Raw genomic sequence first — 15,818 nt, forward strand, 5'->3', positions numbered from 1 at the left:
GACCTCACGATTGGGATGCGGCAAACAGGGCCAATCCACCGAAAAAGAGCACGAAACCCACCACCACCAGGATGCTGCCGATCACCGCCAGCCAACCCAGCACCAGTCCGGCGACCGCCAGGCCGTCGCCTTCCAGCGCCTGCGGCTGGCGGCGGATTTCCGCGCGCGCCATGTGGCCGGTGACGATGGCAATGAGACTGCCGAGAAACGGAAAGACCGTCCAGCCCACGATGCCCATGATCAAGCTGACTACGGCCAGCGAGCTGGTCTGTCGATAGGGCTGGTTCATCCGTTTCCTCCATGGCAGAGCGCCCATGATAGTGCCTGCGCCGGGATTAGCCCATCGGCGCGGGGCGGCGTGCACCCGGGCAGGGCCTCAGCCCATCAGGACCTGGCCACCATCGACGTTCAAGGTGTGGCCGGTGATCCATCGCGCCAGCGGCGAGCACAGGAACAGGGCGGCATTGGCGATCTCCTTCGGCTGCCCGAAGCGGCCGAACGGAATTTTAGCCAGCGTGGCGTGGTACAGCGCCGGGTCCTGTTCGCGGCGGCGGGCCCACAGGCCGTCCTCGAACTCGATCGAGCCCGGGGCGATGGCATTGACGCGGATACGCTGCGGCGCCAGCGCCAGTGCCTGGGAGGTGGTGTAGTGCATCAGTGCGGCTTTTGCCGCGGCATACGGGGCGGCGCCCGGTCGCGGTTGCAACGCGGCGATCGAGGCCAGGTTGAGGATGCAGGCATCGCGGGACTGCTGCAGCCAGGGCAGGGCCAGCCGCGAGGCGCGGACCGCCGCCATCAGATCGATGCCGAGGCTGGCTTCCCAGCCGGCTTCATCGTCGGCCATGCCGTAGCCGGTGGCGTTGTTGACCAGCACATCGATACCGCCCAGTGCGTGGGCGGCGTCGGCCAGCCAGCGGCCGATGTCGTCGAGCACCCCCAGGTCGGCCGATGCGGTGTGGATGTCCAAGCCCAGGGCCTGGGCATCTGTGCGCAGCGCAGCGAGCCCGGGCTCACCGCGGGCGCAGACCGACACGCGGGCGCCCGCCGAAGCGAACGCCAGCGCCATTGCCCGCCCGATGCCCTTGCTGCCGCCGGCCACCAGTACCCGGCGGCCGGTGAAATCCAGCGATGGGGCAGCGGGCGCGGGCATCACAGGTCGAACTTGATGCCCTGGGCCAGCGGCAGCGAATCGGAGTAGTTGATGGTGTTGGTCTGGCGACGCATGTAGACCTTCCACGCATCCGAGCCGGACTCGCGACCACCGCCGGTGTCCTTCTCGCCGCCGAACGCACCGCCGATCTCCGCACCGGACGTGCCGATGTTGACATTGGCGATGCCGCAGTCCGAGCCGGCAGCCGAGAGGAAGCGCTCGGCGACCTTCAGGTTGGTGGTGAAGATCGACGAGGACAGGCCCTGCGGCACGCCGTTCTGCATGTCGATGGCTTCGTCCAGGGTGCTGTACTTCATCACGTACAGGATCGGGGCGAAGGTTTCGTGCTGCACCACTTCATCGCTGTTCTTCAGGCCGGTGACGATGGCCGGCAGTACGAAGTTGCCGGCGCGATCGATACGGGTGCCGCCGGTTTCCACGGTGCCGCCGCTGGCCTTGGCCTTTTCGATGGAGGCCAGGAACTGCTGCACGGCGCCGTCGCTGTTGAGCGGGCCCATCAGGTTGGCCGGGTCGATCGGGTCGCCGATCTTGCCTTCCACCTGCTTGTACGCCTTGACCAGCGTGGCCAGCACGTCGTCATGGATGGATTCGTGCACGATCAGGCGGCGGGTGGTGGTGCAGCGCTGGCCGGCCGTGCCGACCGCGCCGAACACGATGCCCGGGATGGCCAGCTTCAGGTCGGCGGTTTCGTCCAGGATGATGGCGTTGTTGCCGCCCAGCTCGAGCAGGCAGCGGCCCAGGCGGTGGGCGACCTTCTCGGCGACCTGGCGGCCCACCTGGGTGGAGCCGGTGAAGCTGATCAGCGGCACGCGCTTGTCGGCCACCATCTTCTGCGACAGCTCGGTGCCGGCGTCATTGATCAGGAAGAAGATGTCCGGGAAGCCGGCGCCGCGCAGCGCTTCATTGCAGATGCGCATCGAGGCGATGGCGGTCAGCGGGGTCTTGTTGGACGGCTTCCAGATGCACACATCGCCACAGATCGCGGCCAGGAAGGAGTTCCAGGCCCACACCGCGACCGGGAAGTTGAACGCACTGATGATGCCGACCAGGCCCAGCGGCTGGTACTGCTCGTACATGCGGTGGCCGGGGCGCTCGGAATGCATGGTGTAGCCATAGAGCATGCGGCTCTGGCCCACGGCGAAGTCGGCGATGTCGATCATCTCCTGCACTTCACCGTCGCCCTCGGGCTTGCTCTTGCCCATTTCCAGCGCGACCAGCGAGCCCAGCGCGTCCTTGTGCGCGCGCAGTGCTTCGCCGCACAGGCGCACGGCTTCGCCACGGCGCGGGGCCGGGGTGGTGCGCCATACCTTGAAGGCTTCCTGGGCGCGGGCCACGATGGTTTCGTAGTCGGCGTCGGTGGTGGCGTGGACCTGGGCGATCGCTTCGCCGGTGGTCGGGTTGACCGGGGTGATCAGACCGGCGCTGGTGGCGGTGGACCACTCGCCATTGCCGAGGTAGGTGCCAGCGTTGGTCGCGTCCAGGCCGAGGGCCTTGAGCAGATCAGAGGACATGCAAACTCCTGTTGCGTATCAAAAAGGGCGCAGCCGCTGGCAGGGTGGGGGTGCGGCATGCAGAACGCGGATTTTAGCAGACCGACGCCATATGCCCGTACCCGGGCCTGGCACGCAGCCGCTAGAATGGGCCATTGACCCCAAGCGGCTTCGGTCGTGGTCGGTCGTCTTGCCCCAGGAGTCTGAATGAACGTTACCGTTGCGGAAGGTGTGGTGGTCGGCAATCGTCTGCCGTTCGTGCTGTTTGGCGGCCTCAACGTGCTGGAAGACCTCGATTCGACCCTGCGTGCGGCCGAGCACTTCACCACGGTTACCGCCAAGCTTGGCATCCCGTATGTCTTCAAAGCCTCGTTCGACAAGGCCAACCGCTCGTCGATCACGTCCTTCCGGGGCGTTGGCCTGCAGGAGGGTCTTCGCATCTTCGAGGAGGTCAAGCGTCGCTTCGGCGTGCCCGTGATCACCGACGTGCACGAGGTCGCCCAGGCGGCGCCCGTTGCTGAGGTCGTGGACGTACTACAGATACCCGCGTTTCTCGCGCGTCAGACCGACCTGGTCGTCGCGATCGCCGAGACCGGTCGCGCGGTCAACATCAAGAAGCCGCAGTTCCTCAGTCCCACCCAGATGAAGCACATCGTGTCCAAGATCCGTGAGGCGGGCAACGAGAACATCATTCTCTGCGAGCGCGGGGCACAGTTCGGCTACGACAACCTGGTCGTGGACATGCTCGGTTTCCGCGAGATGATCGAATCGACCGGCGGGCTGCCGGCGATTTTTGACGTCACCCACAGCCTGCAGCGGCGCGATGCCGGCAGCGAGGCGTCCGGTGGTCGTCGCCGTCAGGTTGCGGAGCTGGCGCGTTCCGGCATGGCCCTCGGGATTGCGGGCCTGTTCCTCGAGGCGCATCCCGATCCGGACCACGCCCGCTGCGACGGCCCGAGTGCGTTGCCGTTGGCTGCGCTGGAAGCGTTCCTGGGGCAGATCAAGGCCGTGGACGATCTGGTCAAGGGCTTCCCGGCGCTGGATATCGGCTGATCCGGACCCGGCAAGGGCGGCCCTGGGATCAGGGCTGCCCTTCTGCAGTGGCTGCCTGCTCCTGCGGCGAGTGCCCCGGAGACCAGTCGGGTGGGTCGCGGTGCCAGCGCCACGCGCTTTCGATGATCGGGGTCAGCTCCGTCCAGCGTGGTCGCCAGCCCAGCAGTTCGCGCGCCTTGGCACTGGATGCCACCAGTGAGGCCGGGTCGCCCGCACGGCGTGGGGCCATGGCGCATGGGATGGGGACACCCGCTACGGCTGCCGCCGCAGCGATGACCTGCTTTACCGAAAAGCCGCGGCCGTTGCCGAGGTTGAAGGCATGGGCGCCCTCCTGGTGCTTCATGAATTCCAGCGCCAATGCGTGGGCCTGGGCAAGGTCCTGGACATGCACATAGTCGCGCACGCAGGTGCCGTCGATGGTGTCGTAGTCGCTGCCGAACACCTTCAGTGGCGGCCCCTTGCCCAAGGCGGCACGCAGGACGTTGGGTATCAGGTGTGTTTCACACGCATGCGCTTCGCCGATCCCGTGTTCGGGCAGGGCACCGGCGGCGTTGAAGTAGCGCAGGGTCACTGAGCGAAGGCCGTACGCTGTCGCGGCGTCGGCCAGGAAGCGCTCGGCCATCAGCTTGCTGGCCCCATAGGGGTTGATCGGCGCCGTGGGGTGCTCCTCGTTGATCACGGCGGTGGCCGGGTGGCCAAACACTGCTGCGGTCGACGAGAAAACCAGCTTCTCCACCCCGTGCTGACGCATCGCCTCGAGGAGGTTCAAGGTGCCGGTAACGTTGTTGCTGTAGTAGCCATAAGGATCGGCGACCGATTCGCCGACCAGTGACCGCGCACAGAAGTGCATGACCGCGTCGAAGCGTCGCCCGTGGAAGGCCCGCTCAAGCGCTGCGGGATCCATCAGATCCGCTGTAATCAGTTCACCCCAGCGCACGGCTGCGCGGTGCCCAGTTGAAAGGTTGTCCAGCACCGTGACCCTGTGGCCATGTTCGGCCAACCATTGGGCCATATGGCTGCCGATGTAGCCGGCGCCGCCGCAGATGAGTACGTCCTGCAAAAGAGCTCTTCCTTGAGTGCTGGAGGGCGCCGGGCAGTTACCCGGGCGTGCTCGGATCGTGGGGGGGGGGATGTTAACAGACCGACTTGCCCGCTTTTCAGGGCCGGGCTCAAGGATGGCATGCGTCGTGACGAGCTTCTCCTGAAGCGGCAGGCGCGTGCCTTTCAGTCGGCCCCTGCACAAACCGTGCCTATTCAGGCAGCCGGCTTCGCAAACGGCGAGAAATTCCGCTAAGTTCCGTCACAATCTGGTTACAATACTTGATTGTGTGCGCGCAAGACGGCCGATACGGAGCCTTTGGCGTCGGCTCGTATCAGGATGCGGAATGAGTGCGGAGAAAAAGGAGCGGTACATGCTACAAGGATCTGTAGAAAGGCTGGCCGACACGGGTAGTCGGATTCGAGCGCGCCGCGGTGAGGCGAGAGCCGCGCTTGAGCTTGGGTTGCGTCTGGGCGACTTCCTGGCGGTGCCGGCGGCTGCTGTTGCCACCCATTTCCTGCGTTATGGATGGGCGGCCCCCACCCATGAGCAGAAGGTCATCTTTGGCGCGGTGCTGCTGAGCGCCATAGTGTGCTTCTCCATTGCCCCGATGTATCGAAACTGGAGGGCCCGGGGATTGCTGGCCGATCTCTGGATCCTGCTGATGGCGTGGACCTCGGTGTTCGCGCTGTTCTCCATGTACGCCATGCTGATCGACGTGGCCGACGCCGTGCCGACGCTTTGGCTGGTGGGCTGGTTCGGTGCCGGCCTGTTGGCCATGACCGGCGTGCGGGTGGTACTCAGGGTGCAGCTGCACCGGCTGCGTGCGCGCGGGCTGGACAGGGAGCGAGTGCTGTTGGTGGGGTTGCGCGCGCCCGCGTTGAAGCTGCATCGACTGCTTCACGGCAAGCCGGAGCTGGGCAAAGAGGTGATCGGTTACTTTGCCGGCGCCCACGACATCGCCGGTGGGCGGCGCAATGGCTGGCCGCATCGCTTGGGAGCGGTGGAGGATCTGCCGGCGTACATGGCGGCCCATGCGGGAGACTTTGATCAGCTGTGGGTATCCATGCCGATGGGCAGCGCCGTCCAGATCAAGGCAATGCTGAAGGACATCGAGCGGTTTCCGGTTCCCGTCCGGCTGATCCCCGATACCACCGGCCTGGGGGCATTGAATCCGGGCGTGCACGAGGTGGGTGGCGTGCCGATGATTGGCGTTCGCCAAGGCCTGGTGGACCAGAAATTCAAGCTGGGCAAGCGGATCGAGGATCTGTTCGTTGCCAGCATCGCCGTGGTGCTGCTTTCGCCGCTGCTGGCGTTGCTCGCTATCGGGGTCAAGCTGAGCTCGCCGGGCCCGATACTCTTCCGGCAGAAGCGCCACGGGTTGGGTGGGAAAGAGTTCTGGATGCTGAAGTTCCGTTCCATGCGGGTACACGCCGAGCACGGCGAAAAGATCACCCAGGCCACCCGCAATGATCCGCGGGTAACGCGGTTCGGCGCGTTCCTGCGCCGCTCCAGCCTCGACGAACTGCCCCAGTTCTTCAATGTGCTCGGCGGCAGCATGTCGGTGGTGGGTCCCCGGCCGCACGCCATTCAGCACAACAATCACTATCAGCGGCTGATCGAGCGCTACATGCACCGTCATTACGTCAAGCCGGGCATCACTGGATGGGCGCAGGTGCACGGCCTGCGCGGCGAAACCCCCGAGCTACGGTCGATGAAAAAGCGGGTTCAGTACGACATCGACTACATTCGCCGCTGGAGCCCCACCTTGGATGCACGGATCATCGTGATGACGGTCTTCAAGGTCTTTGGGCAGAAGTCAGCGTACTAGGGTGAGGGGCGAGTTGGTGGCCTAAGTCGATGATTTGATGAAAAAAACTGTGCCACTGCGTGCGTCGTGCGGTAACCTGTGCGACTGGCTGGGCGTCGTAGGCACGCTGTGGCCTGCGCGAATTGTTATGGAATCCAGGTAGTGTTCAAAAACATTCTTTTTGTGTGTGTCGGCAACATCTGCCGTAGCCCATCGGCCGAAGTGATGCTGCGCCAAGCCGTCGCCGGCAAGGACATCCACGTCTCGTCCGCGGGGCTCGGCGCACTGGTCGACCACGGCATCGATGCCACCGCGCAGGAGCTGTTGCTGGAACGTGGGTTGGATGGGGCGGCGCATCGCGCCCGTCAGATCAACGGTGCGATCCTGGGCTCGGCCGATCTGGTGCTGACCATGGAGCGCAAGCACGTCCGCCGCATCGCGGAAATCGCGCCCGAGGCGTCCGGCAAGACCTTCCTACTGGGCAAGTGGCAGCAGGACCGGGAGATTCCCGATCCCTACCGCCAGCAGCGCCCCGCGTTCGAGCACGTGTACAAGCTGATGGCCGAGGGCGTGGAGAGTTGGTCGCGGCATCTTTAATGCGCGCCTCTTGCACGTTCTATTGCCTTTAACCCTTTTTGCCTTGATGCCTATTCCCCCATGACAACTGATTCACGCAGTTCCGCGCAAGACGACAACGACGAGATTGACCTGCGGCAGCTGCTGGGCACGCTGTTGGACTACAAGTGGTGGATCATCTCCATCACTCTCGCGTTCTTCCTCGTGTCTGCGGCATACGCGCTGCTGGCAACGCCGATCTACCGCGCCGATGCGATCGTGCAGGTCGAGTCGAAGGTGCCGTCGCTTCCGGGGTTGGCGGATGTGAGCCAGTCGCTGGGCATGAGCGGCGGCGCGGCAGAAGCCTCCACCGAAATTGCATTGATCACGTCCCGGTCGGTCGTCGGCAGTGCCGTTGACGCCCTGAAGCTGGATGTCAGCATTGAGCCGAACCGTTTCCCGCTGATTGGCAATTATCTTGCCCGCAAGGCGGCAGCCAGGGATCCGGAGGCCTTGGCCGACGTGCGCTTTGGCATGCGTCGTTTCGGCTGGGGCGGTGAAAAGCTCGATATCTTCCAGTTTGACGTCCCGCGCGCGCAGTTGGCGCGCGAGATGACGCTCGTTGTCGGGGAGAAGGGCAGCTACGAGCTGCTGGACGACGATGGCAACCGGCTCTTGAAAGGGCGTGTCGGTGAGCCTGCAACCGGCGGTGGCGTGAAAATGCAGGTTGCCCTGCTCCGCGCGCATCCTGGCATGCGGTTTGACCTGATGCGTCAGCGCCATCTGACCGTCGTCAATGATCTTCAGCGCGATATCGGCGTCAGCGAGTCCGGCAAGGACTCCGGCATCCTCACCCTCGCGTATGAGAGCGCCGATCCCGTACTGGCACAGAGCTTCCTGCAGCAGGTCGCACAGGCGTACGTGCGCCAGAACGTTGAGCGCAACTCGGCCGAAGCGTCGGCCCAGCTGGCCTTCGTGAAAGAGCAGCTGCCGAACGTTCGCAGCCAGGTGGATGCAGCACAGAAGGCACTGAGTGCTTACCAGACCAAGGCCAATTCGGTCGACCTTACCCTGCAGACCAAGGGCCTGCTGGACCAGGAGGTTGCGGTCGAGACCAGCATCCAGCAACTGCGCCTGCAACAGGCCGAGATGGATCGAAAGTTCACCCGCGATCACCCGGCCTACCAGGCACTGATGCGCCAGGTGGGCGAGCTGGAAGGTCGCAAGAGCAATTTCCAGGGCCAGGTGAAGCAGTTGCCCGAAGCCCAGCAGCAGTTGCTGCGACTCACCCGCGATCTGCAGGTGAGCAATGAGATGTACACGGGCATGCTCAATCAGGCGCAACAGCTGGATGTGGCGCGTGCAGGCACGGTCGGTAATGTGCGCATCATTGATGCCGCAGAAGTGGATGCAACCACGCCGGTGAAGCCACGCAAGGCGATCGTGGTGCTGATCGGTACGGCGTTCGGCGCCTTCCTCTCTGTTGCCATGGTGTTGCTCAAGCAGTTGCTGAATCGCGGCGTGGAAGACCCGGCGCAGATCGAGGAGCTTGGGCTTCCCGTATACGCCTCCATCCCGGTCAGCGTGCAGCAGCAGGGTGACTCGGTGCGGGGCAAGTTCCGCGCGGATGGGAAGTTGCATCTGCTTGCGGTGAAGGATCCTGCCGACCTGGCCATCGAAGCCGTGCGCAGCCTGCGTACCAGCCTGCATTTCGCACGGCTGGAGGCCAAGAACAACATCGTCCTGATCTCCGGTGCCAGCCCGAATGCGGGCAAGACGTTTGTTTCCTCGAACCTCGCCGCTGTCATCGCGCAAGCCGGGCAGAAGGTCCTGGTGATCGACGCCGACATGCGCAAGGGCACCCTGCACAAGGCGCTTGGCACCACACAGACGCCGGGCCTGTCGGATCTGCTGGTTGGGAAGGCCGAGCGTTCCGAGGTCATCCGCACGCTGCCCGGCTTGGACAACCTGAGCTATATCGCCCGAGGCGACGTGCCGCCGAACCCGTCCGAGCTGTTGATGCATTCCAACTTCACGCGTCTGCTGGAAGAGCTGGCCCCGCAGTACGACATCGTCATTGTCGATACGCCGCCGATCCTGGCGGTGACCGATGCGGCAATCATTGCCCACCACGCTGGCACCTGCCTGATGGTGGCCCGTTTCGGGCTGAACCAGGCCAAGGAGCTTGCGCTGGCCAAGCGCCGCTTCGAGCAGAACAACGTCCGCATCAAGGGCGCGATCTTCAACGCAGTGCAGCGCCGCGCAACCGGGTACTACAGCTACGGGTACTACGAGTACAAGTCCACCTCTTCCTGAGGCGGTGGCGCGGGAGGCCGGGGTGCGCGCCCGGCCTGACCCACGCTGTGTCCGGCCCCGTTGCTGAGGCGATGGCGTTTCATCGGCGGCGGCCGGTACTGAACCAGGCAACTGCATGTCTGCGCGTTAGTCGCGGCATCCTCTCTGGCAGGGCCTTGCCCCGCACGCATACGCGGTTTGAAGTCATACACAATGAAACGTTCCATCCAGCACGTTTCCGTCATCGGTCTGTTCACCATCGTGGGCGCCGGGCTGACGTTCCTCACCCAGATACTCGCCGCGCGCGTATTGGGGCCGCGGGAGTACGGCATCTTCATGGCGGCGTTCACAACGATCAACATCGTCTCACCGTTGACTGCCTTTGGCCTCCAAGCGTTCTGGTTGAAGGTATTCGGGCGCGAAGGTTGGCATGCCATGCGCTGGATCCGCCCCACCTTCATGTTCTGCGCGTTGAGCACGGTCATCACCATTGCCGGCGTGGCGGCTTGGGCGCTAGTCGGGCTGGGTGTTGAAGACCCGACGGCCTGGTGCCTGCTCATCCTGTCCACGAGTCTTCTGGCCGTGGCCAGCATCGAGGTCGTCACCACACGGTTCCTGCTTGAGGAAAAGCCTGTTCCGCTGATGGTCTGGCAGACGTTGCCGCAGGTGGTCAGGTTCCTCGTGGTGGTCGGCGTTCTGTTGGCAGGGCAAGGTCTGGATGCGGTTACCCTGGCGTGGTTGTACGCGCTGGTGGGCGGTTTGCTGGTACTCGCCGGCATTCCGAACATGGTCGCGCTTGCGACCGGACGCATGGGCGTGGTCGGGCACGAGCGACCCACCGACCCGGTGGTTCTGAAGCAGCCGGGCATTCTGGCCGTGGCATCGGAGACCTGGGCATTCGGTCTGGGCAACCTGTTCTTCCTGGTCTACTTCCAGAGCAGCATTCTTTTCATCAGCCACCACCTGGGGCCCGAGGCTACTGCGACCTTTGGCGTAGCGGTCACCATCCTGGCCGCGCTGTACCTGCTGCCCACCACGATCTACCAGAAGCTGATGATGCCGCGCCTTCATCGCTGGGCATTCCAGGATCGGGCCGCGTTCCGCGCCGCTTATCGTGCCGGCAACAAGTACATGCTCCTTCTAGGGCTTGCCGCGGCGGCCTGTACGGCCCTGCTGGCTCAGTACCTGGTGCCCCTGTTGTTCGGCAAGGAATATGCGAAAGCCGCGTGGGTGCTCATGTGGCTTGCACCGTGCATTCCGATGCGCTTCGTTGCCACCAGTGCCGGTGCGATTCTCAGCACGGGCAACCTGATGCGGGTGAAGATCCGGATCATGGGGCTGGTAGCGGTCTGCAATCTCGTACTGAACCATCTTCTGATCAGCCGGTTTGGCATGCAGGGCGCAATCCAGGCTGCCATTGCGACCGAAGCACTGTTGGTGGGCCTGTATTGCTACACCGCCCACCGTTCATTCAGCAAGAGCGAGCCCGCATGAGCCAGGCAATTACACTTGGGCAGATCGTCAAGGGCGGCTACTGCGTTGGCTGCGGCGGCTGCGCAAGGGCGGCTAGCGGTGTGCAGATGTCCATCAACGACGTTGGCATGCCACAACCGTCCCATGCGGCTCTGGAATCACTGTCTGCAGCAACGTGTCCGTTCGGGACCGACAGGAATGAGACGGTCCTGGCCGAGGAGCTGTTCGGCGGGCTGCAGGGCATCTCGCATCATCCTTCGACGGGCTTCTACTCGGATTTGCATGCCGGCCACGCGATCACCGGGCCGCATCGTCTTTCGGGCAGCTCCGGCGGTCTCACCTCCTGGGTGCTTGAAGAACTGCTCACTCGTGGTGAGGTCGATGCGGTCATCCACGTCGGGCGTGGCGCCAGCGACGGCATTTTCGAGTACCTGATTTCCAGTTCAGTGGATGAACTGCGGACGCGGGTCAAGTCGATCTACTACCCCACGGGGTTCCACGAGGTGCTGGAGCAGGTGCGCGCCGATACCACGCGGACGTTCGCCATTACCGGTGTTCCGTGCCACATCAAGGCGCTGCGCCTGGCTGCCGAGACCGATCCGCTGCTGCAGGGAAAGCTCAAGTACTTCGTGGGTATTTTCTGCGGTCATCTCAAGTCGCGAGGCTTTGTGGAGTCGTTCGGGTGGCAGTTGGGCATTCATCCCGACGCGGTGAGCGATGTGGACTTCCGCGTCAAGGACACGTCCCGCCCGGCCAATGATTACTCGATCGAAGTACGGTCCAATACGAAGGTTGCGCGCACGGAGAACTTCCGGCTGTACGGCTCGGACTGGGGGCTGGGCCTGTTCAAGCCGCTGGCCTGCGATTTCTGTGATGACGTTGCCTGCGAGACCGCCGATGTTGTCATGGGCGATGCATGGCTGCCGGAGTATGTGAAGGACAGCCTCGGCACGAACGTGGTGATCGTGCGCCATCCTGTCATCGCAGCGCTGCTCGCGGGCGCGAGCGCACGGGGCGAAATTTCGCTTGATCCGATCGACCCCGGCAAGATCCACCAATCGCAGGCGGCAACCTTCCGTCATCGCAACGAAGGGCTCCAGGTTCGCCTTGCCCATATGGATTCGCGTGGCATCTGGCGTCCCCGTAAACGCGTCCAGGCCGGCGACGGTGGGTTGGAGCCCATGAGAAGGCGTCTTTACGTCACTCGCATGCGCCTTTCCCAGGTCTCCCACCGGGCCCTGAAGGAGGCCAAGCAAGGGGGCGGGCTTGGATGGTTCTTCCTGCGCCTGTTGCCTTACGACGTGCTTTACAACTATCAGAATGGCCAGCTTCTGCGCAGGACGTACCGTACGTTGCGGGCCATGCTGCAGTCCCTGGTCCTCCGACCCTTGAGGAAGAAATCATGACTCGCCGAATCGGCCTGCTCACCCTCCCGCTGCATTCCAACTACGGCGGTATCGTCCAAGTTGCGGCGCTGTATGCATTCCTGAGCGAGCAGGGATACCAGCCTATTCTGCTGCGCAAGGAGCATCACAAGGCGGCGTGGAAGTTGGCTGCCATAGCCGCATTGAAGCGCATTCCGGGCCAGAACATAGCCAACTATCGCAGCCAATTCCTCAAGCTGCGCAAGCACGCCGGCTTCATGCAGGCGTTCTTGCCGAACCAGTCCGGGGTCAGTCGTACCCCATCGCAGCTCGCTGCGGAAAGCGCGCGACTTGGTCTGGATGCCGTCATTGTGGGAAGCGACCAGGTGTGGCGATTGGATTACATCGACGACGGGGCTTACGACGCCTATTTTCTGTCGTTCCTGCAGAATTCGTCTGTGCGACGGATTTCATATGCCGCTTCGTTTGGTACGGACCAATGGGCCGATGATGGAAAGGTGGGGCAGGTTACACGGCTGCTTGGGGAGTTTGATTCGGTGTCGGTCCGTGAAGATTCGGGCGTCGCGCTTTGCGGGCAACGCTTCGCAAGGAAAGATGCGGTGCATGTGCTGGACCCGACGCTGCTTGTCGAGCGGGCGTTCCATGAACGTGTGATCCAGCAGTTGGCACCGGGAAACAGCGCTGGGGGCTTGTACGCCTATGTGCTTGATCGATCCGCAGCGAAGCAGGGCGTCATCGAGGCCGTCCAGCGGGCGCAGCAGCTGGCTACGGTGACCCTTGCCGAACCGGAGACGGATCTGGCCGGGTACGTGAATATCGGTCAATGGGCGCGCCGATTCCGTGACGCCGATTTTGTCGTGACCGATTCGTACCATGGCATGATCTTCTCGATCATCTTCGAAAAGCAGTTCGTTGCCATCGGCAACGCCGGACGTGGACTTACGCGCTTCAAATCACTTCTGGCAATGCTCGGCCTTGAAGACAGGTTGTGCGACGCCTCGGTCAGCCCAGCCTTCGGGGCGGTTGAGCTTGAACCGATCGACTACCAGCGTGTGAATCAGCGTGTCGTGGAGCTTCGGGAGCACTCGAAGGCGTTTCTGCTTGGGGCGCTAGCAAAGGAGCCCGTATCGTGATTCCAAAGACCATCCACTACTGTTGGTTCGGGGGCAATGCGTTGCCGCCGCTGTACAGCCGATGCATCGATACATGGGCGGAGAAGCTGCCGGGCTATCGCATCGTGCGTTGGGATGAGTCGTCCACGCAGTTCGACACCCCCTTCCTGCAGCACTGCCTGAAGAAGAAACAGTGGGCCTTTTTGTCGGACTATATCCGGCTGCGCGCCATCGCCGACGAGGGTGGCATCTACCTTGATGCAGATATTGAGGTTGTGAAGTCGTTCGATCCACTTCTGGGCCATGGCTGCTTCCTGGGTCTGGAGGCACCTGGCCGGCCCACCACCGGCGTCATCGGATCCGTCCCGGGGCACTGGTTGCCTCGTGAGTGCATGCGGCTGATCGATGAGCGCTTTGCTGCCCGAAAGCCTTACCTGATCGCCCCTGAAGTGGCGATGGCGTCCGTTGCTGCCGGTGATCCTTCGACAGTTTCGATCCTGTCAGAAGAGCACTTCTATCCCTACAACCCATACGACGCCAGTCGTCCGGTCAAGGAGCTGATGTTCTCGAGCATCACCGAGAACACGTACGCAATCCATCACTGGGGCAAATCGTGGCGCCAGAGCTTTGCGTCCCGCGCCCTGAAGAAACTGGGATTCTGATGGCGGGCACCTCTGAAGCGGTCGCAGCGCTACAGCAGCTGACTGCCCTGTTGGGGCGGCGGCACGATGACTGGCGTACGTTCAAGGCCTACGGCGAACGCGCGTTGTTGATCAGCTTCGTCAATCCTCATGCAGTCCGCATGACGATCGACCGGCCTGGCTACGCCTCTGATCTGGCTGGCATGGATGTGCTGCTGCCCGATGGAAACCTGCTTGCAGCAAGTGCGAGCCGGCAACTTGGCCGCGTTATCGCCCGTGAGTCCTTCGATGGCAATTCCCTGGCCCCCGAAGTGTTTGCTTTCTGCCGCACGCATGCGCTCAAGGTTGCGCTCGTTGGGGGTGTGGATGGCGTCGCGGAACGAGCGGCGGCAGTCTTTGCAACAGAGTTTGACGTGGATGTCGCGTACGCGCGCTCCGGATTCTTCAATGGCGAGGGCGATGTCCATGCGTGCTACGACAGGCTGCGTGCGTTGAACGTGGATGTTGTGATCTGCGGCATGGGCGCGCCCCATCAGGAGCGTTTCCTTCTTGGCCTGAAGAACTCCGGATGGACGGGGCTAGGATTCACGTGCGGAGGTTATCTGGACCAGGCCCTCGATGGCGGGGTGAAGTACTATCCGGAATGGGTGAACCGGTTCAATCTGCGTGCTCCCTACCGGCTGTTCCGTGAGCCGGGCCGCCTCTGGCGGCGGTACCTTATCGAGTACCTTCCCTTTGTTGTTGCGGATCTTCGCCTGCGCATGGCGCGCGGCCCCGCATTGCCTGGGGCTGAGCCGTGAGCCTGCTGTCCATTGTTGTGCCCGTTTACAACGGTGAGGCATATCTCGACGCCTTCGTCTATTCGGTGGCGCCGTTGATTGCCACCGGCCAGGTCGAGCTCCTCTTCGTGAATGACGGATCCACCGATCAGACCGGCCGCCTGCTGGATGAGATGGCGCTCCATCAGCCTTCCGTCGCGGTGCTGCATGTGCCCAATGGAGGCCAGGGCAGAGCCAAGAACATCGGCGCGCTGGCAGCTGTCGGGCAATATCTATGGTTTGTCGACGTCGACGACCTTCTCATCGTTGCATCCGCCCCTGCATTTCTCCTGCAGCTCGCGGGAGACGCCGACCTGGTGCTGGTTGGCTACGAACGTGTGGATGTGGACTCGGGGCGCTCCCTGGGCCAGTACCTGCCGGCCGTGCCCGGTATCGACGGCACGCCGGAGGAGATTGCGCGATTCGATGTCTATGGTCATAGCGCCTGGAACAAGATTGTCCGGCGCGAGCTGTATCTTCAATCCGGTCACGCGTTCCTTGAAGGTGTGATCCATGAGGATCTCGCGGTCGTGCCGCTTTGGCTGTCCCGCGCGAGGAAGATCACGTTTGACCGGCAGGTTCGCTACAGATACGGGGTGCGTGCATCGTCAAGCATCCACGGAAACTTCAGCCGCCACCCTGACCTGATCGTGGCACTGTCGCATCTGATGGACAATGGCGACCAGGATGATGCTCGCATCGGTCCCTCGATCATCAAAGAGCTGTTCTTCTACTCCTTGCCGCGCTATGCAGGTGGCTTGGGCAAGGGATGCTCCTGGGCGAGCTACATGCAGTGCTACAGGGATTCGATGACGATGTACCGTCGGATTCCGGCGGCGCGTCGCTCCCGGTTCACCGCCCAGTTTTCCCCGGCGTCCAGAATCTACATAGGTGCCACCGCGGCAGGCTGCTTCTTCCTGCCGCTGGTCGTTTCCCTGGCAAAGAGGGTGCGTGATGCGCGCAATGCCTGACCGCT

Annotated in this window: 14 protein-coding genes; 10 read left to right on the forward strand and 4 right to left on the reverse strand. The window is 63.2% G+C overall.

What is annotated here, in order from left to right; translation table 11 throughout:
* Positions 1-4: 4 nt before the first annotated feature.
* From GQ674_RS07690 to GQ674_RS07700, 3 genes are all read right to left on the reverse strand, one after another.
* Entirely contained in the window at positions 5-289 is a 285-nt protein-coding gene (locus tag GQ674_RS07690) for a DUF4190 domain-containing protein (RefSeq protein WP_038688720.1), read from the reverse strand.
* A gap of 87 nt (positions 290-376) precedes the next feature.
* Positions 377-1,150 (reverse strand): SDR family oxidoreductase, encoded by a 774-nt coding sequence (locus tag GQ674_RS07695; protein WP_159496586.1) that lies wholly within the window; start codon positions 1,148-1,150, stop codon positions 377-379.
* On the reverse strand, positions 1,150-2,682 hold the full coding sequence (locus tag GQ674_RS07700) for an aldehyde dehydrogenase family protein (RefSeq protein ID WP_159496587.1): 1,533 nt from the start codon (positions 2,680-2,682) through the stop codon (positions 1,150-1,152). The genes GQ674_RS07695 and GQ674_RS07700 overlap by 1 nt, the downstream gene beginning before the upstream one ends.
* A 186-nt stretch (positions 2,683-2,868) precedes the next feature.
* Here GQ674_RS07700 and kdsA point away from each other — a divergent pair, with 186 nt between their 5' ends.
* On the forward strand, positions 2,869-3,714 hold the full coding sequence (gene kdsA, locus GQ674_RS07705) for a 3-deoxy-8-phosphooctulonate synthase (RefSeq protein WP_159496588.1): 846 nt from the start codon (positions 2,869-2,871) through the stop codon (positions 3,712-3,714).
* 28 nt (positions 3,715-3,742) lie between these two features.
* Here the strand turns inward: kdsA and galE are convergent, their stop codons facing one another.
* Positions 3,743-4,774, reverse strand: coding sequence for a UDP-glucose 4-epimerase GalE (galE, locus tag GQ674_RS07710; RefSeq protein ID WP_159496589.1), 1,032 nt, complete (start codon positions 4,772-4,774; stop codon positions 3,743-3,745).
* A 325-nt stretch (positions 4,775-5,099) separates the two neighbouring features.
* Between galE and GQ674_RS07715 the strand changes: the two genes are divergently transcribed.
* From GQ674_RS07715 to GQ674_RS07755, 9 genes are all read left to right on the forward strand, one after another.
* Complete coding sequence (locus GQ674_RS07715; RefSeq protein WP_328803876.1) at positions 5,100-6,584, forward strand: undecaprenyl-phosphate glucose phosphotransferase; 1,485 nt, start codon at positions 5,100-5,102, stop codon at positions 6,582-6,584.
* Between the two features lie 141 nt (positions 6,585-6,725).
* A complete protein-coding gene (locus GQ674_RS07720; RefSeq protein ID WP_159496590.1) occupies positions 6,726-7,160 on the forward strand; it encodes a low molecular weight protein-tyrosine-phosphatase in 435 nt (144 codons plus the stop codon).
* A gap of 60 nt (positions 7,161-7,220) precedes the next feature.
* Positions 7,221-9,434 (forward strand): polysaccharide biosynthesis tyrosine autokinase, encoded by a 2,214-nt coding sequence (locus GQ674_RS07725; RefSeq protein WP_159496591.1) that lies wholly within the window; start codon positions 7,221-7,223, stop codon positions 9,432-9,434.
* A 192-nt stretch (positions 9,435-9,626) separates the two neighbouring features.
* Positions 9,627-10,907 carry an oligosaccharide flippase family protein gene (locus tag GQ674_RS07730; protein WP_159496592.1) on the forward strand — a complete coding sequence of 427 codons (1,281 nt, stop codon included), beginning with the start codon at positions 9,627-9,629 and terminating at the stop codon, positions 10,905-10,907.
* A complete protein-coding gene (locus GQ674_RS07735) occupies positions 10,904-12,292 on the forward strand; it encodes a Coenzyme F420 hydrogenase/dehydrogenase, beta subunit C-terminal domain (RefSeq protein WP_159496593.1) in 1,389 nt (462 codons plus the stop codon). The genes GQ674_RS07730 and GQ674_RS07735 overlap by 4 nt, the downstream gene beginning before the upstream one ends.
* Positions 12,289-13,404 carry a polysaccharide pyruvyl transferase family protein gene (locus tag GQ674_RS07740; protein WP_159496594.1) on the forward strand — a complete coding sequence of 372 codons (1,116 nt, stop codon included), beginning with the start codon at positions 12,289-12,291 and terminating at the stop codon, positions 13,402-13,404. The genes GQ674_RS07735 and GQ674_RS07740 overlap by 4 nt, the downstream gene beginning before the upstream one ends.
* Positions 13,401-14,045 carry a glycosyltransferase gene (locus tag GQ674_RS07745; protein WP_159496595.1) on the forward strand — a complete coding sequence of 215 codons (645 nt, stop codon included), beginning with the start codon at positions 13,401-13,403 and terminating at the stop codon, positions 14,043-14,045. Before GQ674_RS07740 ends, GQ674_RS07745 begins: the two co-directional genes overlap by 4 nt.
* Positions 14,045-14,824 (forward strand): WecB/TagA/CpsF family glycosyltransferase, encoded by a 780-nt coding sequence (locus GQ674_RS07750; RefSeq protein WP_159496596.1) that lies wholly within the window; start codon positions 14,045-14,047, stop codon positions 14,822-14,824. The genes GQ674_RS07745 and GQ674_RS07750 overlap by 1 nt, the downstream gene beginning before the upstream one ends.
* Entirely contained in the window at positions 14,821-15,813 is a 993-nt protein-coding gene (locus GQ674_RS07755; RefSeq protein WP_159496597.1) for a glycosyltransferase, read from the forward strand. The genes GQ674_RS07750 and GQ674_RS07755 overlap by 4 nt, the downstream gene beginning before the upstream one ends.
* Positions 15,814-15,818: the final 5 nt, after the last annotated feature.

Source organism: Stenotrophomonas sp. 364 (assembly GCF_009832905.1).
GTDB lineage: Bacteria > Pseudomonadota > Gammaproteobacteria > Xanthomonadales > Xanthomonadaceae > Stenotrophomonas > Stenotrophomonas maltophilia_AP.

What these genes read in the sequence shown, in the direction of transcription:
- GQ674_RS07690 (WP_038688720.1), bottom strand. Translation starts at nt 289, where the DNA reads ATGAACCAGCCCTATCGACAGACCAGCTCGCTGGCCGTAGTCAGCTTG.
- GQ674_RS07695 (WP_159496586.1), bottom strand. Translation starts at nt 1,150, where the DNA reads ATGCCCGCGCCCGCTGCCCCATCGCTGGATTTCACCGGCCGCCGGGTA.
- GQ674_RS07700 (WP_159496587.1), bottom strand. Translation starts at nt 2,682, where the DNA reads ATGTCCTCTGATCTGCTCAAGGCCCTCGGCCTGGACGCGACCAACGCT.
- kdsA (WP_159496588.1), top strand. Translation starts at nt 2,869, where the DNA reads ATGAACGTTACCGTTGCGGAAGGTGTGGTGGTCGGCAATCGTCTGCCG.
- GQ674_RS07715 (WP_328803876.1), top strand. Translation starts at nt 5,100, where the DNA reads ATGAGTGCGGAGAAAAAGGAGCGGTACATGCTACAAGGATCTGTAGAA.
- GQ674_RS07725 (WP_159496591.1), top strand. Translation starts at nt 7,221, where the DNA reads ATGACAACTGATTCACGCAGTTCCGCGCAAGACGACAACGACGAGATT.
- GQ674_RS07730 (WP_159496592.1), top strand. Translation starts at nt 9,627, where the DNA reads ATGAAACGTTCCATCCAGCACGTTTCCGTCATCGGTCTGTTCACCATC.
- GQ674_RS07735 (WP_159496593.1), top strand. Translation starts at nt 10,904, where the DNA reads ATGAGCCAGGCAATTACACTTGGGCAGATCGTCAAGGGCGGCTACTGC.
- GQ674_RS07740 (WP_159496594.1), top strand. Translation starts at nt 12,289, where the DNA reads ATGACTCGCCGAATCGGCCTGCTCACCCTCCCGCTGCATTCCAACTAC.
- GQ674_RS07750 (WP_159496596.1), top strand. Translation starts at nt 14,045, where the DNA reads ATGGCGGGCACCTCTGAAGCGGTCGCAGCGCTACAGCAGCTGACTGCC.